This is a genomic window from Enterobacter cloacae complex sp. 394F7, assembly GCF_057320385.1.
The window spans coordinates 124,705-150,282 of record NZ_JBXWCS010000012.1; the positions used below are offsets into that span (position 1 = coordinate 124,705).

Consider the following 25,578-nt stretch of genomic DNA (forward strand, 5'->3'; position numbering starts at 1 on the left):
TTACTCCTCAATCGGTGCGCGGATCCGTGCGGCATAGGCCTGCATCCATTCATCATCCACCGCCTGATAGTGCGTTTTTTCCCGCAGGCGTTCGGCGCGAAACACGGTCAGCGGCTGGCGTGCCGTCGCCACCACAAAGGAGAACGTTTTAATGTTGGTGGCGGCGCCAAATTCACCTTTGTTATTCATGCATACCACGGAGAGATCCCCCGCGCGGCCAAAGCGCGACATCAGCCTGTCTTCCAGCTCGAACACCACGGAATCTGCCGCCTGCTGCGGAGACATCCCCTGCGCCATGCGGCGAACAATTTCGTAGCTGGTGCAGCCTTTCATCAGATCTTCGCCCACGCCCGTGGCGGTGGCGGCGCCGGTTTCACTGTCGCAGTAGAAGCCGGAGCCGATGATCGGCGAATCGCCAAGTCGGCCGCGCTTTTTCATAAACAGGCCGCTGGTGGAGGTCGCCACGCTCATGGATCCCTGTTTGTCGAGACCGATAATCCCGACCGTGTCATGGCCATCGTAGGGGCTTAAGCCTTTATCCAGCGTCTCCCGGCAGCGCTTGCGGTAGTGCTGCATGGCCCGGTCGGTGAGCATCGTTTTGTCGGTAAAACCCTGGCTCAATGCCCACTCGCGTGCGCCCTGGCCGACCAGCAGGCTGTTATAGCGCTGGCGGCTTAACGCCTGCGCCACGCGTACCGGGTTGGCGATATCCACCAGATTTCCCACAGCGCCAAACGCCAGCGTGTCGCCGTCCATGTAGGCGGCGTCCAGTTCCACCTCGCCATTTTCGGTTGGTAGCCCGCCGTAGCCGACCGATTTATAGAACGGGAAGTCCTCGACGGCGGCAACGGCATCCACGACCGCGGCAGCCACCGGTTTCCCAGCTGCCAGCGCAGAGGCCGACTCGGTGACGCCTTCAAGCGCCATTCGCCAGGTGGCGATAATTCCCCACATGCTTTACTCCTGTTTTGCAAGGGTGGTGTCGGTTTGCGTCACGGTGGCAATCTCCGCGGCGCGGTACTGTTTATCCACGATACGCATGAATGGCAGATACAGCATGGCGCCAATCAGCAGGTTGATAAGCTGCATGATGCTGCCGCTGAGATGCCCGGTGACGATAAAACCGCTGATAACAGGCGGCAGCGTCCAGGGGATAAACACCCCGGTGGTGACGGCGACCGCACCAATTTTCATTGCCACGTACTGCACGGTGACCAGCACCAGCGGCACCAGATTGAACGGAATGAGCATGATCGGGTTCATGATCACCGGCAGGCCGAACAGAATCGGCTCGTTGATGTTAAACACCGAGGCCCCCGCGCCCAGGCGTGCCACTTCGCGCATGTTTTTACTGCGGGCGAAAATCAGCATCGCAATCACCAGCGACAGCGTGGCCCCTGCGCCGCCCATCCAGATCATGTCAAAAAACTGTTCGGTAATAATGTGCGGTGGGGTGGCGCCGGCCTGAATGGCGGCGATGTTATCGGTCTGGTTCTCCATCCACAGCGGGCGAATAATGCCGTTGATCATCGAACCGGAGTTAATGCCCACTGACCACAGAATGGTGATGCTGAAGACCGTCATCAGCGCGCCAAAATAGGAAGTGCCGTAGTGGCGAACCGGGGTTGCCACCACCTCGTAAATAAACTGGTGGATGGTGTTGTAATGGGTGTTTTCAAAGCCGATGCGGATCATCAGCACCAGGATCATCACCAAGAGGGCAGGGATCAGCGCCGCGAACGACTCCTGCACCGCAGGCGGCACGCCATCCGGCATTCTGATAACCAGTTTTTTGCGCTTCAGCCAGCAGAACAGCTCCGTCCAAAGCAGAGAGCCAATCATCGCCACGAATAACCCTTTACTGCCAATCCACTCTACCGGCATGACGGTGATGCCACCCTGTTCCGCCACTTTGATAAAAGGGGTCAGGATCAGAAAGGCGACCAGCGCCAGAATGCCGCAGGAGATACGGTCTTCGCCATAGTGTTCAGCCAGGCGATAGGCGACCAGGAAGCTGATAAACAGCGACATGGTCGAGAACACCGCGTTGAACGGGATTTCGATAATCGCGCTCCAGCTTTCCCCAAACGCCTGAGACATAAACTGCTGATAGGTTTGATTGGGAAAGGAGGAGATCACCAGCAGGATAGAGCCGACGATGATAAACGGCATGAATGAAACGTAGGCACCGCGAATGGCACCAAGATGACGCTGCTGGGCCGTTTTGGCCGCCAGCGGCATCAGTTTTGCTTCAAGAAATCCCAGAACATTGTTCATTGTGAACTCCGTACAAGATTGAGAGGTGTTGTTTATGTTATCTCTGGGGATTATCAGTGAAGCGCGGCGAGCGAAAGGTGAAATCGGTCACAAAGCAATCGCTGGTCCATTATAAATCTCATAAGATTAGTTCTGGAGTTTGTTGCGATGGAAATCAAACTGCACGCCAATGCGACCACGACGCCGCGCATCCGCCGCTATCTTCAACAGTCGGATAAGAGCGACAGAGAGCTGGCCGTCGAGCTGGGGATTTCGGTCACCACCGTCAGACGCTGGCGCAATCGCGACCAGGTGTCGGATAACCATACGGCGCCTAAAGTGATACACAAAGCGATGAGACAAGAGCAGGTTGCGCTGGTGAATGCCCTGCGTGACATCCTGGGCGCACCGTTGGACGACCTGCTGCTTATGGTCAACGACGTCCTGGGGATCGCTGTTTCCCGCGCCACCCTGAACCGCTATCTCAAACCAGCCGCTGCAAAACAAAAAGGGGCCCCCTTGCAGGGGAAAAAGGCGCTGAAAGCGGGTATTACGCCCCATACGCTGGAAATGCACCATTTGCCTTTGTCGCTGCATATGGACGACGGCGGGGAGCAGCATCTGCTTTGGGCGCGAGAGCCGGTGAGCGGCTGGTGCTATGCCCGGCTTTATGCGGGGCTGTCGCCTCAACGACTGAATACCTGGACGCAGGAGGTGCTGGCGGCGTGTCCGGCTGCTATACAATCTGTTGAGACTTTTGGTTTTGAGGCGACGCTGGCTGTTAACGACATTGCGGTGAAGGCACATCAACGTACCTGCAGTGCACTTCAGGTGATGGTGCCCTTACGCGATATTATTCCGCGCGTAAATGTTGAACCGGCGGGTGCGCTATTGATGACCTTGTGCGAGTTTTACAACCGGGGTAAAGCGCAAAAAAAACTGGGGGAAAGTACGCCGCAGGCCTTCCTGGAAGGGCTGCGGCGCGAGGCTTAAAGAATGTCGAGCACATCTTCCGGCGGACGCCCGATGCGCGCCTTGCCGTTTGCCACCACAATCGGGCGTTCAATGAGCTTCGGGTTGTCAACCATCGCCTGCACGAGCTCAGCTTCAGTGAGACGCGTGTCGTCCAGGTTAAGTGACTTATAGAGATCCTCTTTCTGGCGCATCAACTCACGTGCACTGCCCATGCCCAGCATATGAAGGAGCTGGCGGATCGTCTGCGCGTCAGGCGGTGTCTCCAGATACAGCACTACTTCAGGTTCTACGCCGTTGGATTTCAGCAGGCTGAGGGTGTCGCGGCTCTTGGAGCAGCGAGGGTTATGGTAGATTTTTACCGCGTCAGTCATATTTTCTTCCTTTTTACATCTTTTCGTACGGCTTGAAGCGCTGCTGTAGCGCGCGCAGCTGATCGATACGCGCATCGTAACGGGCCTGTTGCAGGCTGCCAAGTTTGACCTGCGAACTGGCGCTGCTGAGCATCGAAATGGCCTGATCCAGACGCCCCACCAGGGCAAACCCTTCGGCACGTGCCGCCAGCTCCTGATCGCGGTTGCCCAGCTGGGCTTCTGCCTGAGCGAGCAGATCCCAGCCGTTTTGATCGTCTTTATTGTCGAAGGTGTAGCGGTTCAGAATGGTGGCCGCTTCACCCGGCTGGCCGCCCTGCAGATAAGCGTTCGCCAGGTTAAGCTGCAGCACCGGGTTGGTCCGCACCTCTTTGGCACCTTTCAGGCGGTTAATCGCATCGGCAGGTCTCTTCTGCCCCAGATCGATATCCGTGGAGAGATCGAGATACCACGGGTTATTCGGGTCGGCGGCCAGCAACGGTTGCAGCATTTTTCGCGCTTCGTCGTATTTGCTGGCTTCCATCGCCTGCAGGGCACGGCCGTATTGCGCCGCGTTCTTCTCGCGCACGTTGCCTTTTGCCAGGGCATCCAGCAGGTCGCTGGTGAGCTGGTTGCGCCCGGAATTGTACATGCCCAGCGTTCTCACTTTCGCCATGTAGAAATCCTGTGAGGATTGCACCACCACCGGACGCATCTGATTGGCACGGTTACGCGCATCGGACAGACGGCTTTCCGGTAACGGGTGGGTGAGCAGAATTTCGGGTGGACGTGACGAGTAGCGTGCCTGATCGAGCAGTTTTTCCAGGAAGCTGGGCATGGCCTGTGGGTCAAAGCCCGAGCGCTGCAACACCTGGATGCCAATGCGGTCCGCTTCCTGTTCGTTTTGCTGGGTGAAACTGATCATCCCCTGGCGCGTGCCTGCCAGCGTGCCGGTTAATGCGGCCATCCCGGCCTGCGGGCTGGCCATCGCCAGCAAAATAGAGCCCAGCGCACCCACCCAGGTCAGGGGCGCGTTGCGTTTCTGGTCTTCCATCGCACGGGCCAGATGGCGCTGGGTCACGTGGGAAATTTCGTGCGCCATGACCGACGCCAGCTGGCTTTCGTTATCGGAGTAACGGAATAACGCCGAATGCAGCACCACGTTACCGCCAAAAAAGGCGAAGGCGTTGATTTCGTCGTTATTGATTAAATAGAAGTGGAAGGGGGTTTTTACCGAGTTGGCGTGCGCGACCAGGCGCATCCCCAGACCATTAATGTACTGCACCAGCAATGGGTCATTGATCAGCGGAGCACTGCCGCGCAGCTGGCGAACATAGTAATCACCCATCTGCATCTCCTGACCAATGGAGAGCGTGCTTCCTGCTGTGGTGCCCATGTCCGGCAATGAATCGGACGAATCAGCGAAAGCTGGCAACACCTGACCGACCGTTACGGCGGCAATCAGTGTCGCAACCACTGTTTTTTTCAACTGCCTGAACATAACCACTGTCCTGTATTTTGGATGTGCTAATTTGACCGATGAACCCGCATATCGTTCATCTCCACTGCCCTGCGAGTGTAGCCGTGTTGTGGCATGAAGAAAATCCCATTCATCAGGCTTTTGCGGATTGTGACAGCGATACAAAAAGCGAAAGTCTTTTTTGTGACAGTTAGATACAATTCACCTTCTGACTCCCGTCATTCGATTCAGGGAAGGGTTGTATGCTCGAAATGTTAATGCAGTGGTACCGGCGCCGGTTTAGCGACCCGGAAGCCATTGCTTTGCTGGTTATTCTGGTTGCCGGGTTCGGTATTCTGTTCTTCTTCAGCGGCCTTCTGGCACCACTGCTGGTGGCCATTGTGCTGGCCTATCTGCTGGAGTGGCCAACCGCGCGGCTGGAGAATATCGGCTGCTCCCGACGCTGGGCGACCAGCATCGTGCTGGTGCTGTTTGTTGGCATTCTGCTGTTGATGGCGTTTGTGGTCATGCCCGTCGCCTGGCAGCAGGGGATCAACCTGATCCGCGATATGCCCGGCATGTTAAATAAGCTTTCCGATTTTGCCGCCACGCTGCCGCGTCGTTATCCGGCGCTGATGGACGCGGGGATCATCGATGCGATGGCCGAAAACATGCGCGCCCGCATCATGACCATGGGCGATTCGGTGGTGAAATACTCCCTGGCGTCGCTGGTTGGGCTCCTTACGCTCGCCGTCTACCTGGTGCTGGTGCCGTTGATGGTGTTCTTCCTGGTGAAGGACAAAGACCAGATGCTCAACGCCGTGCGGCGTATTCTGCCGCGTAATCGCGGGCTGGCCGGGCAGGTGTGGGAAGAGATGAATCAGCAGATCACCAACTACATTCGCGGCAAGGTGCTGGAGATGATTGTGGTTGGGGTCGCGACGTGGATTGGCTTCCTGATCTTCGGGCTTAACTACTCGCTGCTGCTGGCGGTGCTGGTGGGGCTGTCGGTCCTTATTCCGTATATTGGCGCTTTTGTGGTCACCATTCCGGTTGTTGGGGTCGCGCTGTTCCAGTTTGGCCTGGGCACCGAGTTCTGGAGTTGCTTCGCGGTGTACCTGATTATTCAGGCCCTGGATGGCAACCTGCTGGTGCCAGTGCTGTTCTCAGAAGCAGTGAATCTGCATCCGCTGGTGATTATCTTATCGGTGGTGATTTTCGGCGGGCTGTGGGGATTCTGGGGCGTGTTCTTTGCTATTCCGCTGGCGACGCTGATTAAAGCCGTCGTCCATGCATGGCCGGATGTGCCAGCGGTGGAAGAGAAGTAGTTTTTGTGCGGCCTGATGCCCTTCTCTCACGGGGGAGAGGGGGAAAACACTAAAAACGGCAACCAGGTTGCCGTTTTGCATTTATCTTGTAGGTCGGGTAAGGCGAAGCCGCCACCCGACACTCACTTTCAGGCACTTTGTTTCAGCCAGTTCAGCACCACGTCGTGGTGGTTGCTGGTTTTGAAGTCGTCAAAGACATGTTCCACTTTACCGTCAGCGTCAATCAGGAAGCTGATGCGGTGAATGCCGTCATAGGTTTTGCCCATAAACGTCTTCTCGCCCCAGACGCCGAACTGCTCACAGACCTGATGATCTTCGTCGGAAAGCAGCGTGAAGTTCAGCAGCTCTTTTTCAGCAAATCGTGACAGCTTTTCTGGCTTATCGGTGCTGATGCCCAGCACTTCCACGCCGGCTTTTTTCAACTCGTCCATGTTGTCGCGTAAGCCGCAGGCCTGCACGGTGCAGCCCGGGGTCATGGCTTTCGGGTAGAAATAGACCAGAACACGCTGTCCCTGGAAGTCGGTCAAATTCACTTGCTCACCATCCTGATCCGGTAAGCTAAATTTCGGTGCGATGTCACCGGCTTTCAGTGGGTTCATTACTCAACTCCATCCTGTTCATGCTGCGAATAATTTACGACGCTTATACTGCCTTGCGCGTGTAATTCTGTACAGAGGGCTTTGAACGCTTGCTCGATATTTGACGCATCCTGTGATGCAGGACTGTGGGCGGTGATTTGAATAAAGAGGGTAGGAACGGCACTCTCATCAGCCGGTTGTGTGCGGGAAACCAGCTCGGCAATGTTCATCTGATGGCTGTCAAACAGCGCGGTAAAACGCTCGATCAGATGAGGGGAATCAGGAACTTCAACCTGTACCCAGACGGTGGCAGGCATGGCCGGACGCGGACGCGCGTTGGTGCGTTTCATCACGATCAGCAAATCCAGCTCCGCGCCTTTCAGCGGCAGGGTAGATTCGATAAGCGTGATGGCGTTCCATGTCCCGGACAGCAGCATAATAAACGTGAACTCTTCGCCCAGCATCGCCAGACGGCTGTCCTCGATATTACAGCCGCAGCTGCTCACGTGGCGGGTAATGGTATTCACGATACCCGGCCTGTCAGCACCCAGCGCAGTGATAACCAGGTAATGTTGTGATGAGGTTGTCAAACCTGTTCTTCCTTTGCTTGGTTAAGTCTTCCTAAGGAAAGCATAAAAAAAACATGCATACAACCGCCTGAGGGCCTCAGGTCGCTTGCTTTTCTTACAGTTCCAAACGTACCATTGAGGCTCTTGTTCGCACAGAGGATGGCTCATGTTCACGGGAAGTATTGTCGCGCTTGTAACACCGATGGATGAAAAAGGTAATGTCTGCCGGTCAAGCATGAAGAAGCTGATTGATTACCATGTCGCCAATGGAACCTCGGCGATCGTTTCGGTAGGGACTACCGGTGAATCTGCAACGCTGAGCCACGAAGAGCACGGCGATGTGGTGATGTTGACCCTCGAACTGGCTGACGGACGTATTCCGGTCATCGCGGGAACGGGCGCGAATGCAACCGCAGAAGCGATCAGCCTGACCCAACGTTTTAACGACAGCGGCGTTGTTGGCTGTCTGACGGTCACCCCTTACTACAACCGTCCTACTCAGGAAGGTTTGTTCCAGCATTTCAAAGCCATCGCTGAACATACTGACTTGCCACAAATTCTGTATAATGTGCCGTCCCGTACTGGCTGCGATATGCTGCCGGAAACCGTTGGTCGTCTCTCGAAAGTAAAAAATATTATCGGGATTAAAGAGGCGACAGGGAACTTAAGCCGCGTTCATCAGATCAAAGAGCTGGTTTCAGACGACTTTATCCTGTTGAGCGGTGACGATGCGACCGCGCTGGACTTTATGCAGCTCGGTGGTCATGGCGTGATCTCCGTAACGTCGAACGTTGCGGCCCGCGATATGGCGGAAATGTGCAAGCTGGCGGCGGCAGGTCACTTTGATGAAGCCCGTCTCATTAATAAACGTCTGATGCCGTTGCACAATAAATTATTTGTCGAACCCAATCCGATCCCGGTGAAATGGGCATGTAAGGAGTTGGGACTTGTAGCAACCGATACGCTGCGTCTGCCAATGACACCGATTACCGACCACGGTCGTGAAATCGTCATTGCAGCGCTGAAGCATGCCGGTTTGCTGTAAAGTTTAGGGAGATTTGATGGCTTATTCAGTACAGAAGTCGCGCCTGGCGAAGGTTGCGAGTGTTTCGCTTGTTATGCTGCTCGCTGCCTGTAGTTCAGACTCGCGCTACAAGCGCCAGGTGAGCGGTGATGAATCCTATCTGGATGCGACCCCGCTTGCTGAACTTCATGCACCGGCTGGCATGATCCTGCCGATTCAGAACGGCGATTATAATATCCCCGTGACCAACGGCAGCGGCCCGGTGGGCAAAGCGCTTGATATTCGTCCGCCAGCACAGCCTCTGGCGCTGGTGAGCGGGGCGCGCACCCAGTTTACCGGTGATACCGCGTCTCTGATGGTGGAAAGCGCACGTGGCAGCACGCTGTGGCCACAGGTGGTGAGCGTCATTCAGTCGAAGAACTACACGATTGACAAGCGCGATGACGCCAGCCAGACGTTAACCACCGACTGGATCGAGTGGAACCGTCTGGATGAAGACCAGCAGTACCGTGGTCGTTATCAAGTCTCCGTTAAACCGCAGGGCTATCAGCAGGCGGTTACCGTTAAGCTGTTGAACCTGGAGCAGGCGGGTAAACCGGTGGCGGATGCTGCCTCTATGCAGCGTTACAGCACTGAAATGCTGAACGTGATTGCAGCGGGTCTGGATAAGAACGCCACAGACGCGGCTAACGCCTCACAGAACCGCAACGGCATGACGTTTGATGTCCAGAGCGGCGCGGATGATACCGGCCTGCCAATGCTGGTTGTTCGTGCGCCATTCAACCAGACCTGGCAGCGCCTGCCAGCGACGCTGGAGAAAGTGGGCATGAAGGTGACCGACAGCACGCGTTCAACCGGAAGCATAACCGCAACGTATAAGCCGCTGTCCGACAGCGCATGGCAGGAGCTGGGCGCACGCGATCCACAGCTCGCTTCCGGCGACTACAAGATTCAGGTAGGCGACCTTGATAACCGCAGTAGCCTGCAGTTTATCGATCCGAAAGGTCACACGCTGACCCAGTCGCAGAACGATGCGCTGGTCGCGGTCTTCCAGGCTGCATTCAGCAAATAAATACGAGGGCTGGTGAATCCAGCCCTTTTTATTTTCGTGCTACGCAAACGTGTGCGTGGCATAATATGCCCAGTTTTGAACACAAATCATCACACCAGGAGTAATCAAGATGCAGAAGCAAGCTGAGTTGTATCGTGGCAAAGCGAAGACCGTATACAGCACGGAAAACCCGGATCTGTTGGTGCTCGAGTTCCGCAATGATACGTCAGCAGGGGATGGCGCACGCATTGAGCAGTTCGATCGTAAAGGCATGGTGAACAACAAGTTCAACCACTTCATTATGACCAAACTGGCCGAAGCGGGTATCCCGACTCAGATGGAAGCGTTGCTGTCCGATACGGAATGTCTGGTGAAAAAACTGGATATGGTTCCGGTTGAGTGCGTCATTCGTAACCGTGCCGCGGGCTCCCTGGTGAAGCGTCTGGGCATTGAGGAAGGCATCGAGCTGAATCCACCGCTGTTCGATCTGTTCCTGAAAAACGACGCCATGCACGATCCGATGGTCAATGACTCCTACTGTGAAACCTTCGGCTGGGTGAACAAAGAGAACCTGGCGCGCATGAAAGAGCTGACCTACAAAGCCAACGACGTGCTGAAAAAACTGTTTGATGATGCTGGCCTGATCCTCGTCGACTTCAAGCTGGAGTTCGGTCTGTTCAAAGGCGAAGTGGTACTCGGCGACGAGTTCTCACCGGACGGCAGCCGTCTGTGGGACAAAGAAACGCTGGATAAAATGGATAAAGACCGTTTCCGTCAGAGCCTGGGTGGCCTGATTGAAGCGTACGAAGCAGTGGCTCACCGTTTAGGCGTTAAGCTCGACTAACTCCCTCATCGCCAAAGGATGTTCATATCCTTTGGCGTCTTACCTTTGTTTCCTATGGTAATCTTGCCGTTAACCGCCTACGATCATAGCTATTATTAATGGAATAGTTCGAGGTAGTTATGCGCTGGCAAGGGCGTCGTGAAAGTGACAATGTAGAAGACAGACGTGGTGATAGCGGTGGTGGCCCTTCCATGGGTGGCCCCGGCTTCCGTTTACCCAGCGGAAAAGGCGGAATCATTCTGCTGATTGTGGTGCTGGTTGCGGGTTACTACGGGGTCGATCTCACCGGGTTAATGACCGGTCAGCCGCTGCAGCAACAGCAGCAATCTCAGCGCTCCATCAACCCAAATGAAGATGAAGCGGCCAAATTTACCTCCGTTATTCTCGCGACCACTGAAGACACGTGGAGCCAGCAGTTTGAGAAAATGGGGCGCAGCTACCAGCAGCCAAAGCTGGTGATGTACCGTGGTGCGACCCGCACCGGCTGCGGCACCGGACAGTCGGTGATGGGGCCGTTCTACTGTCCGGCAGACAGCACCGTCTATATCGATCTCTCTTTTTATGATGACATGAAACGCAAACTCGGTGCCGACGGTGATTTTGCTCAGGGCTACGTGATTGCGCATGAAGTGGGGCATCACGTGCAAAAATTGCTGGGCATTGAGCCTAAGGTTCGCCAGCTTCAGCAAAACGCCTCGCAGGCAGAGGTCAATCGCCTTTCCGTGCGTATGGAGCTGCAGGCGGACTGCTTCGCGGGCGTCTGGGGTAACAGCATGCAGAAGCAGGGCGTGCTGGAATCAGGCGACCTGGAAGAGGCGTTAAATGCCGCAGAGGCCATTGGTGACGACCGTCTCCAGCAGCAGAGCCAGGGCCGGGTTGTGCCGGACAGCTTCACTCACGGGACGTCAGAACAACGTTACACCTGGTTTAAACGCGGTTTTGACAGCGGTGACCCGGCGCAGTGCAATACCTTCGGTAAAGCCATGTAATGGTGGCGTTTGACCAACTGATTAGCCAGCTTGAGCGCACCGGCCAGCGTCGGCTGGTGGTGCTCAGCGGTGATGCGCAGTGGTCCCTGGCGCAGGCCGGGGCGCTGCGTGATACGCTTTCCGGGGATTGGGTGTGGCTGGATGAAAACCCTTCCCGGGAGATAACCGGGCTGCTGGGGCGCGAGTTCTGGCATGCTGTTTTTGATGCCCGCGCCGGGTTTGATGTCTCAGCCTTTGCCGCCCTGAGCGGAACGCTGCGTGCCGGGAGCCTGCTGGTGCTGTTGGCTCCCCCGCTTGCGGTGTGGGCAGACACGCCCGACAGTGATTCCCTGCGCTGGAGCGACAGCGCGGAACCCATTCCCACGCCGAATTTCATTCGCCACTTTTGTCAGACGATTACCCGCGACCCCGATGCAATCGTCTGGCAGCAAAACCAGCCGTTAACCCTTCCTCCGTTTCCTGATGCTCCTGACTGGCAACCCGCTAACGGTGCACCCCAGCGCGAGCAGGCGGAGATCCTGCAGGCACTTCGTGCAATGCCGAAAGGCGTTGCGGCCGTTACCGCCCCGCGCGGGCGGGGAAAGTCGGCGCTTGCCGGCATGCTGCTGAACAGCATTGAGGGCAGAGCAGTTGTCACCGCACCGGCAAAGGGAGCAACGGAGGTCATCGCACGGTTTGCGGGTGAACATTTTCACTTTATGGCACCGGATGCGCTGCTGGCCTCCTCACACCATGCCGACTGGCTGATTGTCGATGAGGCGGCGGCCATACCCGGCCCTGTGCTGGAGAAGCTGGTTGCGCGCTTTCCACGGGTACTGTTAACCACGACGGTACAAGGGTATGAAGGAACCGGAAGAGGGTTTTTGCTTAAATTCTGCGCGCAGTTCAGCGCCCTGCAGCGTTATACCTTATCCACCCCCGTTCGCTGGGCTGCGGGATGTCCGCTTGAGCGGGTGGTCGCCAGCGCGCTGCTGTTTGACGACACGCTCATCGACCAGCAGCCGAAAGGAGAGGTGCAACTGACCTCTCTGGCCCCCGACGCATGGGAGCACACGCCTGCACTCGCCGCGAGTGTCTACGAGCTGCTTTGTGCGGCCCATTACCGTACCTCGCCGCTGGATCTGCGCCGTATGATGGACGCCCCCGGTCAGCACGTTGCCGTCGCGCAAACGGACCCGGTCATTGCGGGCGCGCTGTGGCTGGTAGACGAAGGCGGGTTAAGCCCAGCGCTAAGTCGCGCAGTATGGGCGGGTTTTCGTCGACCTCGCGGCAACCTTGTCGCGCAGTCTCTGGCCGCGCATGGCGGCACGCCTCTGGCAGCAACGCTGAAAGGGCGACGGATCACGCGCATCGCTGTTCACCCTCACCGGCAACGGGAAGGGATCGGCCGGGCGCTCATCCACGAGGCCTGCGGGGAGGATTATCTCTCGGTGAGCTTTGGCTTTACCGACGCGCTGTGGCATTTCTGGCAGCAGTGCGGCTTTGAGCTGGTACGGATAGGCAGCCACCGCGAAGCCAGCAGCGGCTGCTATACCGCAATGGCATTATTGCCGCAAAGTGAGGCGGGGCATCGTCTGTGTGAACAGGCCCGGCTGCGCCTGCATCGCGATGCGCGTGTCTTATCATTGTGGAATGGCGAAAAGATCCCGGTGGCAGATGAGTGGGAAGCTACCCTTAATAGTGACGACTGGCTGGAGCTGGCAGGCTTTGCCTTTGCACACCGGCCCTTTGCTACGTCCGTTGCCGCATTGACGCGTTTGCTGCTCGCCGTCGATCTGCCGCTTCCGGCCCTGCGCGGTAAAATTGAGGCACGAAGAGAGGACGCTGCGCTTAGTGCTGAACTGTCGCTCACCGGGCGAAAAGCGGTGCTGGCAAGATTACGCGCTGAAACGGCGCAGGCCCTTGAATGTCTTGATAAAGCGCGCAGTCAGCAGCTCAAAAGCGACATTTTGCAATGGCAATTTTTTCAATGACTTCTTCAGTAAAGTGGCATGGTCATTCCCCCCGCAAGGCGTAGAATCCAGGTCATCAATTAAGGAGACCGCCATGAAACACGATCATTTTGTTGTTCAAAGCCCCGACAAACCGGCTAAACAGTTACTGCTGCTGTTTCATGGCGTTGGCGATAACGCCGTCAATATGGGAGAGATTGGTCGCTGGTTTGCACCTGTTTTTCCTGAGGCGCTGATTGTCAGTATCGGCGGCGTGGAGCCGTGTGGCCCTGACGGACGGCAGTGGTTCTCCGTTCAGGGCGTGACGGAAGAGAACCGTCAGGCGCGTATTGATGCCATTATGCCGGTCTTTATCGAAACCGTGCGTTACTGGCAGCAGCAGAGCGGCGTCGGTGCCGACGCGACCGCGCTGATTGGCTTTTCACAGGGGTCAATTATGTCGCTGGAGAGCGTGAAAGCAGAGCCGGGTCTGGCTTCGCGCGTGATTGCCTTTAACGGCCGTTTCGCGACGCTACCGACGAGCGCGACCACGCAGACAACGATCCACTTGATCCACGGTGGCGAAGACCGGGTGATTGAGCTTTCGCATGCCGTAGCGGCCCAGGAAGCCCTGATTCGGGAAGGCGGGGATGTGACGCTGGATATCGTTGACGATCTCGGCCACGCGATTGACGATCGCAGCATGCAGTTTGCGCTCGACCATCTGCGCTATACCGTACCTAAGCACTACTTTGATGAAGCGCTCAGCGGCGGTAAGCCGGACGATGATGATATTGTTGAATTTATGTGATTATTTCCCCTCACCCTAACCCTCTCCCCTAAGGGGAGAGGGAACATGGCACCCCTCGCCCCTCTGGGGAGAGGGGCTGGGGGTGAGGGGATTACTTCTTCTGGTCTTTCTTCGGCCAGTCGTCGTCGTCATCCCACTTGTCGTTAAAATCACGATGAGGCGGAAGATCCGGCTTGTTGGCGAGGAATTTTTTATGGTCAACGCGCTTAAGATCTTTAATCACGTTAAGCAATACGCCTACCAGAAACACTAACACCAGAATCCACCAGTACTTTGCAAGCCAATCCATTCGCTATTCCTCTCAGAGCGCTCGTCAGGCGACGATTTGCTCCATAATACGTTGATACATACGGGCCAGCAGTTGTAAATCCGCGGCATTTACACACTCATTGATTTTATGAATGGTCGCGTTCACTGGCCCCAGTTCGACAACCTGAGCTCCCATGCGGGCGATAAAGCGTCCGTCTGAAGTGCCACCCGTCGTCAGCAGTTGTGGCTTAATTTCATTATAGTGCTCGATGGCGTTCACCACCGCATCCACCAGTTTGCCACGCTGTGTCAGGAACGGCTGGCCGGAAAGCCACCAGTCCACGGTGTAACGCAGTTGATATTTTTCCAGCAGGGCGATAACGCGCGCTTTGATCATCTCATCGGTCAGCTCCGTGCTGAAACGGAAGTTAAACTGAACGAAACAATCGCCCGGGATCACGTTGTTGCTGCCGGTTCCGGCCTTCACGTTCGCAATCTGCATGCTGGTTGGCGGGAAGAACTCATTGCCTTTGTCCCACTCAATGCTTACCAGTTCACTCAGCATCGGCGCTGCGCGGTGAACTGGGTTATCGGCCAGATGCGGGTACGCCACGTGTCCCTGTACGCCGTGAATGGTCAGGTTACAGGTTAACGAACCGCGGCGGCCATTTTTCACCACATCGCCCACCACCTCGGTGCTGGACGGCTCGCCGACCAGACAGTAGTCCAGACGCTCGTTGCGGGCCATCAGGGCCTCAACAACCTTGACGGTGCCGTTATGGGCGCTGGCTTCTTCATCAGAGGTAATGAGAAACGCGAGACGGTTTTTATGGTTCGGGTGCTGGGCGACAAAGCGCTCAGCCGCCACAACCATTGCCGCCAGGGAGCCTTTCATGTCTGCGGCGCCGCGGCCAAACAGCATGCCATCGCGGATGGTTGGTTCAAACGGAGGGTTGATCCAGCGGTCCGCATCACCTGCGGGAACCACGTCGGTATGCCCGGCAAAGGCCAGTGTTTCACCCTGGCCACGCCACGCCCAGAAATTCTGGGTGTCGCCAAAATCCATACGCTCCACGGTAAAACCGATGGCACGCAGGCGCTCAATCATTAATGCCTGACAACCTGCGTCGTCCGGGCTAAGGGAAGGACGGCGAATAAGCTGCTGAGTCAGCTCAATGACCGGGCATGACATAAACTACACCTCAACGAAAAAAGTCGGAATAAAGGGTTTCACTGAAACCCAGCAGCATAGGCTGCCCGGGCGCGCAGAGCAATGGGCGTTTGATGATTGCTGGCATTTCAAGCATCAGATTTGCTGCGCTGTTGGCATCCTTGATGCTGGCGCGCAGTGATTCGTCCAGCTTGCGCCAGGTTGTGCCGCGGGTGTTCAGCAGCGCGTCCCACCCCAGTTCGTTAATGGCGGTATGCAGAAATTCTGCATCAAGCCCATCGGCACGGTAATCGTGGAAGCGGTACTCGACGTTGTTAGCTTCGAGCCAGCGACGGGCTTTTTTGATCGTGTCACAATTTTTAATGCCGTACATGACAACCATGTTGAATCCTTTTGTTCTTATGACCATTAAATGTTCAGTAAATTCGAAGATATATCCTTAAACGGAATATAACACATTCAGAAACGCTCTGGATTAACACCTCTTTTTAATTCAACTCACACCTGTACGCTGAATATTCTTTCATCATTTAAGCATAGATGTCCATCAGGTATAAATTGCCTGTAAACTCAGCGGGTAAAATAAAACTCACCCGTGCGTAGGGTTATTTCAAAATATTGCTGGCCGTCACACAAAATTTAAGGTTCTCCGTTCATATTTATCATAAATCCAGCGCGCAGACGGGGTACAATCACAGCAATCGGTTAAATTGTCTTCACAATGATGATACGTTTTCGTAGAATGCGCATAATAATAAGAGAGGTTGTTATGATTGAACGTGAACTGGGGAACTGGAAAGATTTTATCGAAGGCATGCTTCGTAAATGACATTCAGTAAGAATTGCAAGAGCACTTAAATAAGTAAAATAACCATAGTGTGAATTAATCACACAGTAAAAAGGCGGCCTACTGAGCCGCCTTTTTTATTTTCACTATCTTATTCAGGCCGTTCCTTGAGCGGGAAGCGGCGACGCACCAGCACGAAGAACAGCGGCACAAAATAAATGGCCAGGATCGTGGCTGAAATCATTCCTCCCATGACGCCTGTACCTACCGCATGCTGGCTGCTGGAGCCTGCACCTGAGCTGGTTGCCATCGGTAACACCCCGAAGACAAACGCCAGCGAGGTCATCAGGATCGGACGTAAGCGCTGACGGCAGGCATGCAGCGTGGACGCCATCAGCTCATGGCCTTTCGCATTCATCTCATTGGCAAACTCAACAATCAGGATGGCGTTTTTCGCCGACAACCCAATCACGGTGAGCAGCCCCACCTGAAAGTAAACGTCGTTCTCCAGACCGCGCATCCAGGTGGCGAGCAGCGCGCCGATCACGCCAAGCGGTACCACCAGCATGACCGAGAACGGGACTGACCAGCTTTCATACAGCGCCGCAAGACAGAGGAAGACCACCAGTAGCGAAAGCGCGTAAAGCGCGGGAGCCTGGGCCCCGGAGAGCCGCTCCTGATAAGACATGGCCGTCCACTGCAGACCAAAGCCAGCGGGTAGCTGTTGCACCAGCTTTTCCATGGTGTCCATCGCCGTACCGGTGCTGACGCCCGGCGCGGCTTCACCGACGATCTCAACGGCGGAATAGCCGTTATAGCGCTCCAGACGCGGAGAACCGCTCTCCCAGTGCGAGGAAGCGAAGGCGGAGAACGGCACCATGCCGCCCGCATTGTTGCGGACATACCAGCGGTTAATATCGTCCGGCAGCATGCGGTATGGCGCGGCGGATTGCACATACACTTTTTTAACGCGACCGCGATCCATAAAGTCATTCACATAGCTTGAACCCCATGCCGTTTGCAGGGTGTCGTTAATATCGTCGATGGAAACGCCCAGCGCCTGCGCCTTACGCTGATCAATATCGACCTGCAGCTGCGGGCTGTCATCCAGACCGTTGTGACGGACGCGGGTCAGACCCGGATCTTTACCGGCCAGCTCTAACAGCTTGTCGCGCGCCGCCATCAGCGCCGTGTGGCCCGCACCGGCATGGTCCTGCAACTCCATGTCAAACCCGGCAGAACTGCCGAGACCGCTGATAGCCGGTGGGCTGCTGGCAAAAACGCGAGCCTCTTTGATACGGGAGAAGGCTTTGGTCGCGCGTTCGATAATGGCAAACGAGGTGCCCGTTTTCGTATCGCGTGCGTCCCAGTCTTTCAGGCGCACAAACATACGCGCAACGTTCTGCCCGTTCCCGCCCGGGCCGGAGCCGACGGTGGAGAAGACCGACACCACGTTATCTTTCTCTTTGGTAAAGAAGTACTGCTCCACCTTCTGAACTACCTTCAGCGTTTGCTGCTGCGTTGACCCGCTCGGGAGCTGCACCGAAGTGATGAACATCCCCCGGTCTTCCTGCGGCAGGAACGAAGTCGGCAGATGCAGGAACAGCCACACCATACCGCCCAGCAGCACAACATAAATCATCATCCAGCGCAGGCTGCGGTGCAGCACCTTGCCGACGGCGGTTTCATAACGCGCGGCACTGCGGTTGAACATGCGGTTAAACCAGCCAAAGAAGCCCTTCTGACCGTGCTGCTCCCCTTTATGTAGCGGCTTGAGGAGGGTGGCGCAGAGGGCAGGCGTGAGGATCAGCGCCACCAGCACCGACAGCACCATTGCGGAGACGATGGTGATTGAGAACTGACGATAAATGGCGCCGGTTGTGCCGCCGAAAAACGCCATCGGGATAAAGACCGCCGAGAGCACCATCGCGATGCCAACTAACGCCCCCTGAATTTGTCCCATCGATTTACGCGTGGCCTGGCGCGGGGAAAGCCCTTCCTCGCTCATGATGCGCTCGACGTTTTCGACCACCACGATGGCATCGTCCACCAGCAGGCCAATCGCCAGCACCATTGCAAACATCGTCAGGGTGTTAATGCTGTAACCAAACGCGTAAAGCACCGCGAAGGTACCCAGCAGCACCACCGGAACGGCAATGGTCGGGATCAGCGTTGCGCGGAAGTTTTGCAGGAACAGGTACATGACCAGGAAGACCAGCGCGATCGCTTCCAGCAGCGTTTTTACCACATCTTCAATAGAGGCTTTAACGAAGGAGGTGGTTTCATAGGCGACTTTGTATTCCAGCCCGTGGGGAAAATAGTGCGACAGCTCATCCAGACGATCCAGCACCAGCTGCGCGGTGGCCATTTCATTGGCCCCGGAGGCCAGTTTTACCCCCAGACCGGAGGCCGGGTTACCGTTAAAGCGGCTGAGATAATCATATTTCTCTGCCCCCATTTCTACCGTGGCGACATCGCCCAGGCGGACCTCTGAACCATCCTGATTTACGCGCAGGGTAATGTTGCGAAACTGCTCCGGGGTCTGAAGCAGCGACTGTGAGTTAATGGTGGCATTCAACGCTTGTTTATCGACGGAGGGCGTTCCCCCCAGTTGTCCCACCGCAATCTGGGCGTTCTGGGATTTAATGGCATCCGTCACGTCGGTTGCCGTCATCTGGAAGCTGTTCAGCTTATTCGGATCAAGCCAGATACGCATTGAATACTGAGAGCCGTAAGCATCGATATCACCGACGCCGTTAATACGGCTGAGGGGATCCTGAATATTACTGGCGACGTAGTCCGCAATGTCCTGCTTATCCATGGAGCCGTCGGTAGAGACAAACGCAATAGTCAGGATGTTGGTGTCACCGGTTTTACGTACGGTAACCCCCTGATTCTGCACCGCCTGAGGCAGTTTACGCATCGCCGACTGCAGCTGGTTTTGCACCTGCTGTACGGCTTCGTCCGGATCCGTACCGGCGGTAAAGCTCAGGGTGACGGTCGACTGGCCCGTGGCGCTACTCTGCGAGGACATGTACATCAGGTTATCCAGACCCGTCATGTTCTGCTCGATAACCTGCGTGACGGTATTTTCCAGCGTTTGTGCTGAAGCTCCGGGGTAATTTGCCGTGACGCGCACGTTTGGTGGTGCCAGGTCGGGATATTGCTCAACAGGAAGTGAAGTAATGGCCAGGACACCTGTCAGACACAACAGTATGGCAAGTACCCAGGCAAAAATGGGGCGATCGATAAAAAAATTCGCCATGAAAATGAGACCTCGTTTTGCTGCACGTCATTATTGTTTATTGCCCGCATCACTTTAGCGGCAAGACGAAGACCAAACGTGGAGAAATAAAGGAGATAGTGTAAATTATCATGCGCTTTTCTCTGCGCTTCACCTTTTACCGTTATTTACCTCCCGGCCCCGTTTGTCGGGAAGATCACGCTCACCAGCGTCCCCCCGTTTTGCGGCTGGGAAAAGTGCAGCGTTCCGCCAAGGCGCGCCGCCCGTTCGCGCATAATATTCAGCCCGTAATGTCCCGGCGGCTCGCTGGCTTCGCCAATCCCGATACCGTTATCGCGAATGCTGACGCTGTGGGTGCCGTCAGCAGACGTCACGCAGCTGACGGTAATCTCGCTGGCCTGGGCGTGCTTCATCGCATTCAACACCGCTTCACGCACGATCTGCAGCAAATGCACCTGTTTCTGGGCATCCAGCGCCAGCGAGGAGAGGCGGCAGTCGAGGTGCAGCTTTGCCTGCGTCTGGCTCTGTAACCCGTCCAGTGACTCCTGTAGGGCCGCGGGCAGATTGGCGTGGTTAAGCGTCAGGCGGAAAGTGGTAAGCAGCTCGCGCAATTGATGCCAGGCGTTGTTAAGCTCGCGGGAAAAGTCGGTGATAATGGTCTGCGCCGGGGCATTTTCCTGCGGGATAGCGCGTTTCAGCAGCGCCAGCTGAATACGTAAATACGAAAGTACCTGCGCCAGGGAATCGTGCAGCTCGCGGGCGATCGTCGCGCGTTCTTCCATCAGCAGCAACTGCTGGTAGTGCTTTTGCGCCTGGTTGAAATACAGTCCGCGTCCGAGCATTGTCGCCACGCTTTCCATCAGCGGCAGAGGAACGTTGCCCGTCTCGCTTTGCCAGCGTAATTCCCCGTACAGGGTATCCTGCATCAGCACGGGCAGCGTTTGGACAGGGCTCCCGTTTGATTCGATACCCTCACTGAGCCGCCAGTCGTCGCTGGTGCGCAATTCCAGGTAGTTCATCTGCGTGTACTCATGCACTATCTGCAAAATATGCCGGAAACAGTGGCTGTCTATCTGGCCGGTATTCAGTGCCTGAGAGCATTTAAACAGCATCTCGAGTTGCTGATGCGCCTCATTCAGATGCTGCGTCTTTTCCGCTACGGAGTGTTCAAGCGAGCGATACAGCGTATGCAGCTCGGCAGACATGTGGTTGAACGCCCGGGAAAGTTGGCCCAGTTCGTTTGGCAGCGCGGTATCCGGTGCAGGCGTATCGAATTGCCCCCGCTCAATGCGCTCGCTGGCCGCCACCAGATTATTCAGCGGTAACACCACCTGGCGGCGGATGCGTCGCAGGGTAAAGATCGTCAGGATCAGGATGCCCATCCCGCCCGCCAGGGAGATCAGAATCACCGCCTGGATTTTATGTTCGGTGTAGTGCTGAAGGGCGAGCACAAAGGCGTCAATCCGGCCGACAAAGTCTTCAATGTGGGCCTGATACCACCCGATATCGCCGCGAGCGATGTGGTTGTCCATCTCCTGCCATGCCAGATGCAGTTGCTGATAGCGCGCCTTAACATCGTCCGGCACGTACCAGCGGCTCAGCTTCTGTAGCGCAGGGGCGCTCAGCGTCTGCTGCCAGCTCTCGCGATGCGCCGCCAGGGCGTCGCTGTTGCGTTGCATCTCATAGCCCAGACGGTAGCTCTGCATTCGCAGGGAACCGGCAATATTGATGGCTTCTGCATCCCGCTGGCTGCTGGCAAGCGTGAACAGTGCGACGGTGCTGGTCAGAACGGACAGCACGATAATGGAAATGAAAGCCCGGGCCAGGCTTCCGGAAACGGGTCGTTTAACGGTCACAGAACAGCTTCCTGAAAAAAATTGATCTGCCACAGGTTCACTGGAGATAGTTCGGCTTCCTGGGCATTTGTACATTGCCTGATAGCGCCGCCGTGGGTAAATACAATATTCCTATAAAGAATAAGGTTATTGAACCAAAAACAGGTGTCGTTATGAATCGTTTTATTATGGCCAACAGCCAGCAGTGTATAGGGTGCCGTGCCTGCGAAGTGGCCTGCGTGATGGCGCACAACGATGAACAACACGTGCTGAGCGAACGCCATTTTCATCCCCGCATCACTGTCCTGAAATCTGGCGCGAAGAGCACGCCTGTAACCTGCCACCATTGCGAGAATGCGCCCTGCGCGCAGAGCTGCCCTAACGGGGCCATCAGCAAATGCGATGACAGCGTACAGGTGAATCAACAAAAATGCATTGGCTGTAAAGCCTGCGTGGTTGCCTGTCCGTTCGGCACGATGGAGATCGTTGTTACGCCTCTCGACAAGGGCAACGTAAAAGCCTCGGCGCATAAATGCGATCTTTGCCACACGCGCCCACAGGGCCCGGCCTGCATCGAAAATTGTCCGGCACAGGTGCTTACCCTGGCGACGCCCGCCGTACTGAATAACCTGGCGAAAACCCGCCGCCAGCGCACCGCCCGTCAGGAGGCGCAGCCCTGGCACGGCGAGGCGGTAAGGCCAGACCTGCCGCACACCCGCCTTGAGCAGATGAGAAACACACCGCGACGCGGGGAGCCGGATAAACTCGCCGCGAGTGCACGCGTCAGCCATTTTCAGGAGATCTACCTGCCGTTTCGGGCAGAGCAGGCCGCGCGTGAGGCATCGCGCTGCCTGAAGTGCGGCGAACACAGCATTTGTGAATGGACCTGTCCGTTGCACAACCATATCCCCCAGTGGATTGAACGCGTTAAAGCGGGGGATATCGCCGGGGCGGTTGAGCTTTCACACCAGACCAACTGTTTACCTGAAATTACCGGCCGCGTCTGCCCGCAGGACCGATTATGTGAAGGCGCCTGCACCGTGCGTGATATCTCGGGCGCGGTGACCATTGGCAACATCGAGCGCTATATCTCTGACCAGGCGCTGGCGATGGGCTGGAAGCCGGATCTGAGCGGCGTGACACCGGTTGATAAACGTGTGGCGGTGATCGGCGCGGGGCCTGCGGGGCTTGCCTGTGCCGACGTGCTGGCGCGCAGCGGCGTGCGCGTCACGGTCTATGACCGGCACCCGGAGATTGGCGGCTTGCTGACGTTTGGTATCCCGGCCTTTAAGCTCGATAAATCGCTGCTCGCACGGCGCAGGGAGATATTCACGGCCATGGGGATCCAGTTCGTTCTGAACTGCGACGTCGGACAGGATGTGCCGCTGTCACAGCTGCAACGCGAATACGATGCACTGTTTATTGGTGTGGGAACCTATCGTTCCATGAAAGCGGGTATCGCACATGAAGATGCGCCCGGCGTCTATGACGCGTTACCTTTCCTGGTGGCAAACACCCGCCACGTGATGGGGCTTGAGGCAACAACCAAAGAGCCATTTATCGACACCCGGGGGCTGAACGTGGTGGTGCTCGGCGGGGGCGATACCGCCATGGACTGTGTCCGCACCGCGTTACGTCACGGTGCGGCGAAGGTAACCTGTGCCTACCGCCGGGATGAAGCCAATATGCCGGGCTCGAAAAAAGAGGTGAAGAATGCGAAGGAAGAGGGCGCCGCGTTTGAGTTTAACGTTCAGCCCGTGGAGTTAACTCTGGCACCTGACGGACAGGTCAACGGCATTCGCATGCTGCGTACCGAACTCGGCGAACCGGATGCTCAGGGCCGTCGTCGGCCGGTGCCGATAGCGGGGAGCGAATTTGTGATGCCTGCGGATGCGGTGATCATGGCATTTGGTTTCAATCCACACGAGATGCCGTGGCTGCAGGCGCAGGGCGTGGAGACGGATAGCTGGGGACGAATTATCGCCTCGGTGGAGAGCCGCTATCGCTATCAGACCTCTAACCCGCAAATTTTCGCAGGCGGTGACGCCGTACGCGGCGCAGATTTAGTGGTCACCGCCATGGCGGAAGGGCGACATGCTGCGCAGGGTATCCTCGACTGGCTGGGCGTCAGCGCGTTAAAAACGCATTAAATCGGGTGGGCGACAAAGCGGGGTTCACGGCGTAATATAGGCAGACTCATTGTGTCGTGGAGCCCGTATGACCCTGAAAATTGACGTTATCAAAGACAAAATCCTTTCTGATAATTACTTTGTCCTGCGTAACATCACCTATGATTTAACGCGTAATAACGGGGACGTGATCCGCCACAAACGTGAGGTTTACGACCGCGGCAATGGGGCAACCATTCTGCTTTATAACCGTGAAAAGCAGAGCGTGGTGCTGATCCGCCAGTTCAGGGTGGCGACGTGGGTCAATGGCAATCCGGACGGACGGCTGATTGAAACCTGCGCAGGTCTGCTGGATGACGATGAGCCGGAAGTGTGTATCCGCAAAGAAGCCATCGAGGAGACAGGCTTTGAAGTGGGTGAGGTTAAAAAAGTTTTCGAACTGTTTATGTCACCCGGCGGCGTGACGGAAATCGTCCATTTCTTTATTGCCGAATACAGCGATGCGCATCGTATCCATCAGGGCGGTGGCGTGGAAGATGAAGATATCGAGGTGCTGGAGATACCGTTTGTCCAGGCGCTGGCGATGATCCGTTCCGGGGAAATTAAAGATGGTAAAGCTGTAATATTACTGCAGTATTTACAAACAACCGGGCTGATGGATCCCTCTTTCGAACGGATGTAGTTTGTTTTTCGGATAAATCTATCCGATAAATCCGATTGAGCAACCCCGGCGGGAACACGAAGATACTGCCCAGTTAAGCGTTTTCGTTCCGGGATTGTGCCATTCATGCGCTACTGCGTTTTTATTTTTTTCCTGATTTGTGTGCTCCCCGCGCCTCGTGTGTGGGCTGCGCCTGCACAGCAATCATTCTCAGACTGGCAGGTGACCTGCAATAACCAGAATTTTTGCCTGGCACGCAACACCGGTGAACACCGTGGTCTGGTGATGACGCTTAGCCGCAGCGCTGGCGCGAAAACCGATGCCTCGTTACGTATCGATCTCGGCGGTCTTTCAGACCCGTCTGTCAAAGAGCCTGCAATTGCGCCGCGCCTGCTGCTTGATGGGGTGCCCGTGACGCTGGAGCGTCAGCACTGGCAGTTAACGCCGTGGCATCTGAAAACGGACGATGCTGCGACCATCACTGCATTTCTTAAGCATATCCAGGAAGGGAAAGCGCTAACCCTGCGTGATGGCAAGCAGGCGATCTCCCTCAGTGGCCTGAAAGCGGCGCTGTTGTTTATCGATGCGCAGCAAAAGCGCGTCGGCAGTGAAACCGCCTGGATTAAAAAAGGTGACGATCCGCCGTTAAGCGTGCCGCCCGCACCGGCCCTGAAAAAGGTGGCGGTTGTGAATCCCACCCCGACACCGCTCTCCCACAGCGAACTGAACGATCTGCTGGATTATGGTACCTGGCGGATGAATAACAGCCAGTGCTCGCTCGACCCCAACCGTCGGGAAGTGCGCGTCACTGCGCTTACCGATGACAAAGCGCTGCTGATCGTCAGTTGCGAAGCGGGGGCGTATAACACCGTCGATCTGGCCTGGCTGGTATCACGTAAAAAACCGTTTTCTTCCCGTAGCGTCAGGCTGCGTCTGCCGTTTACGCCGTCCAGCGGTAGCAGTGAAATGGAGTTAATGAACGCTCGCTTTGATGAGAAAACGCGTGAGTTGACCACCCTGGCGTTAGGGCGGGGGATTGCCGACTGCGGTATCCAGACGCGCTGGCGCTTTGACGGCCAGCGCTTCCGTCTGGTGCGTTATGCCGAGGAGCCCAGCTGCGATAACTGGAATGGGCCAGATGCCTGGCCCACGTTGTGGATCACACGCTAGTTTTGCCGGGTGGCGGTTACACCTTACCCGGCCCACGTTTCGAACCATGTAGGCCCGGTAAGCGCAGGGTATGAACCGGAAACATGGGTGACACTTTAGACCGGATACATGGGTAACAGTTATAACTGGCATAGAAGAGGAGACTCGCTATGCCCTGGACTGAGACCCGA

The 25,578-nt window shown here is 56.2% G+C and carries 23 protein-coding genes; 12 read left to right on the forward strand and 11 right to left on the reverse strand.

Translation table 11 applies throughout. The features are described 5' to 3' along the window. The gene (locus tag AC2FAK_RS17825; RefSeq protein WP_095455432.1) at positions 1-954 is read right to left on the reverse strand and encodes a glycosylasparaginase; all 954 of its coding nucleotides are present in this window, start codon (positions 952-954) and stop codon (positions 1-3) included. 3 nt (positions 955-957) lie between these two features. Then, complete coding sequence (gene celB, locus AC2FAK_RS17830; RefSeq protein ID WP_023620393.1) at positions 958-2,277, reverse strand: PTS cellobiose transporter subunit IIC; 1,320 nt, start codon at positions 2,275-2,277, stop codon at positions 958-960. Positions 2,278-2,424: 147 nt separating this feature from the next. Here celB and AC2FAK_RS17835 point away from each other — a divergent pair, with 147 nt between their 5' ends. After that, the gene (locus AC2FAK_RS17835) at positions 2,425-3,249 is read left to right on the forward strand and encodes a hypothetical protein (protein ID WP_023620394.1); all 825 of its coding nucleotides are present in this window, start codon (positions 2,425-2,427) and stop codon (positions 3,247-3,249) included. On the opposite strand, the gene arsC is transcribed toward AC2FAK_RS17835, so the two are convergent. After that, positions 3,246-3,602, reverse strand: coding sequence for an arsenate reductase (glutaredoxin) (gene arsC, locus AC2FAK_RS17840; protein WP_023620395.1), 357 nt, complete (start codon positions 3,600-3,602; stop codon positions 3,246-3,248). The genes AC2FAK_RS17835 and arsC overlap by 4 nt on opposite strands. 13 nt (positions 3,603-3,615) lie before the next feature. Continuing rightward, positions 3,616-5,079, reverse strand: coding sequence for a beta-barrel assembly-enhancing protease (bepA, locus tag AC2FAK_RS17845; protein ID WP_095455434.1), 1,464 nt, complete (start codon positions 5,077-5,079; stop codon positions 3,616-3,618). Between the two features lie 221 nt (positions 5,080-5,300). Between bepA and AC2FAK_RS17850 the strand changes: the two genes are divergently transcribed. Then, positions 5,301-6,365 (forward strand): AI-2E family transporter, encoded by a 1,065-nt coding sequence (locus AC2FAK_RS17850; protein WP_013098230.1) that lies wholly within the window; start codon positions 5,301-5,303, stop codon positions 6,363-6,365. A 128-nt stretch (positions 6,366-6,493) separates the two neighbouring features. Here AC2FAK_RS17850 and bcp read toward each other — a convergent pair whose 3' ends face one another. Together bcp and AC2FAK_RS17860 are read right to left on the reverse strand one after the other, a co-directional pair. Continuing rightward, positions 6,494-6,964, reverse strand: a complete 471-nt coding sequence (gene bcp / locus AC2FAK_RS17855) for a thioredoxin-dependent thiol peroxidase (RefSeq protein WP_013098229.1) — start codon at positions 6,962-6,964, stop codon at positions 6,494-6,496. Beyond that, positions 6,964-7,533, reverse strand: a complete 570-nt coding sequence (locus AC2FAK_RS17860; protein WP_013098228.1) for a glycine cleavage system transcriptional repressor — start codon at positions 7,531-7,533, stop codon at positions 6,964-6,966. Before AC2FAK_RS17860 ends, bcp begins: the two co-directional genes overlap by 1 nt. Positions 7,534-7,678: 145 nt before the next feature. On the opposite strand from AC2FAK_RS17860, the gene dapA reads away from it, so the two are divergent. From dapA to ypfH, 6 genes are all read left to right on the forward strand, one after another. Then, positions 7,679-8,557, forward strand: coding sequence for a 4-hydroxy-tetrahydrodipicolinate synthase (dapA, locus tag AC2FAK_RS17865; RefSeq protein ID WP_095455435.1), 879 nt, complete (start codon positions 7,679-7,681; stop codon positions 8,555-8,557). A gap of 16 nt (positions 8,558-8,573) precedes the next feature. Continuing rightward, the gene (bamC, locus tag AC2FAK_RS17870; protein WP_013098226.1) at positions 8,574-9,608 is read left to right on the forward strand and encodes an outer membrane protein assembly factor BamC; all 1,035 of its coding nucleotides are present in this window, start codon (positions 8,574-8,576) and stop codon (positions 9,606-9,608) included. A gap of 109 nt (positions 9,609-9,717) precedes the next feature. Continuing rightward, on the forward strand, positions 9,718-10,431 hold the full coding sequence (gene purC / locus AC2FAK_RS17875; RefSeq protein WP_008501631.1) for a phosphoribosylaminoimidazolesuccinocarboxamide synthase: 714 nt from the start codon (positions 9,718-9,720) through the stop codon (positions 10,429-10,431). A 119-nt stretch (positions 10,432-10,550) separates the two neighbouring features. Beyond that, positions 10,551-11,420 carry a KPN_02809 family neutral zinc metallopeptidase gene (ypfJ, locus tag AC2FAK_RS17880; protein ID WP_029882266.1) on the forward strand — a complete coding sequence of 290 codons (870 nt, stop codon included), beginning with the start codon at positions 10,551-10,553 and terminating at the stop codon, positions 11,418-11,420. Then, a complete protein-coding gene (locus AC2FAK_RS17885; protein WP_095455436.1) occupies positions 11,420-13,393 on the forward strand; it encodes a tRNA(Met) cytidine acetyltransferase TmcA in 1,974 nt (657 codons plus the stop codon). The genes ypfJ and AC2FAK_RS17885 overlap by 1 nt, the downstream gene beginning before the upstream one ends. Before the next feature lie 73 nt (positions 13,394-13,466). Further along, positions 13,467-14,162, forward strand: a complete 696-nt coding sequence (gene ypfH, locus AC2FAK_RS17890) for an esterase (protein ID WP_013098223.1) — start codon at positions 13,467-13,469, stop codon at positions 14,160-14,162. A 91-nt stretch (positions 14,163-14,253) separates the two neighbouring features. Here ypfH and AC2FAK_RS17895 read toward each other — a convergent pair whose 3' ends face one another. From AC2FAK_RS17895 to AC2FAK_RS17905, 3 genes are read right to left on the reverse strand one after another with little or no spacing between them, the layout of a single operon-like run. Beyond that, positions 14,254-14,451: a YpfN family protein gene (locus AC2FAK_RS17895; RefSeq protein WP_013098222.1), complete on the reverse strand. Its 198-nt coding sequence runs from the start codon at positions 14,449-14,451 to the stop codon at positions 14,254-14,256. A gap of 24 nt (positions 14,452-14,475) precedes the next feature. Beyond that, on the reverse strand, positions 14,476-15,603 hold the full coding sequence (gene dapE, locus AC2FAK_RS17900; protein ID WP_013098221.1) for a succinyl-diaminopimelate desuccinylase: 1,128 nt from the start codon (positions 15,601-15,603) through the stop codon (positions 14,476-14,478). 10 nt (positions 15,604-15,613) lie between these two features. Then, complete coding sequence (locus AC2FAK_RS17905) at positions 15,614-15,964, reverse strand: ArsC family reductase (protein WP_020689972.1); 351 nt, start codon at positions 15,962-15,964, stop codon at positions 15,614-15,616. A 387-nt stretch (positions 15,965-16,351) separates the two neighbouring features. On the opposite strand from AC2FAK_RS17905, the gene ypfM reads away from it, so the two are divergent. Next, positions 16,352-16,411 carry a protein YpfM gene (ypfM, locus tag AC2FAK_RS17910; protein WP_015572204.1) on the forward strand — a complete coding sequence of 20 codons (60 nt, stop codon included), beginning with the start codon at positions 16,352-16,354 and terminating at the stop codon, positions 16,409-16,411. A gap of 109 nt (positions 16,412-16,520) precedes the next feature. Here the strand turns inward: ypfM and acrD are convergent, their stop codons facing one another. Both acrD and narQ read right to left on the reverse strand, forming a co-directional pair. Further along, on the reverse strand, positions 16,521-19,634 hold the full coding sequence (gene acrD / locus AC2FAK_RS17915) for a multidrug efflux RND transporter permease AcrD (protein ID WP_095455437.1): 3,114 nt from the start codon (positions 19,632-19,634) through the stop codon (positions 16,521-16,523). Between the two features lie 146 nt (positions 19,635-19,780). Next, entirely contained in the window at positions 19,781-21,469 is a 1,689-nt protein-coding gene (gene narQ / locus AC2FAK_RS17920; RefSeq protein ID WP_095455438.1) for a nitrate/nitrite two-component system sensor histidine kinase NarQ, read from the reverse strand. Between the two features lie 152 nt (positions 21,470-21,621). On the opposite strand from narQ, the gene aegA reads away from it, so the two are divergent. From aegA to AC2FAK_RS17935, 3 genes are all read left to right on the forward strand, one after another. Further along, on the forward strand, positions 21,622-23,598 hold the full coding sequence (aegA, locus tag AC2FAK_RS17925; RefSeq protein WP_058651780.1) for a formate-dependent uric acid utilization protein AegA: 1,977 nt from the start codon (positions 21,622-21,624) through the stop codon (positions 23,596-23,598). A gap of 67 nt (positions 23,599-23,665) precedes the next feature. Continuing rightward, on the forward strand, positions 23,666-24,259 hold the full coding sequence (gene nudK, locus AC2FAK_RS17930) for a GDP-mannose pyrophosphatase NudK (RefSeq protein WP_023620399.1): 594 nt from the start codon (positions 23,666-23,668) through the stop codon (positions 24,257-24,259). Between the two features lie 105 nt (positions 24,260-24,364). After that, entirely contained in the window at positions 24,365-25,408 is a 1,044-nt protein-coding gene (locus AC2FAK_RS17935; RefSeq protein ID WP_020689967.1) for a DUF1176 domain-containing protein, read from the forward strand. Positions 25,409-25,578 lie beyond the last annotated feature (170 nt).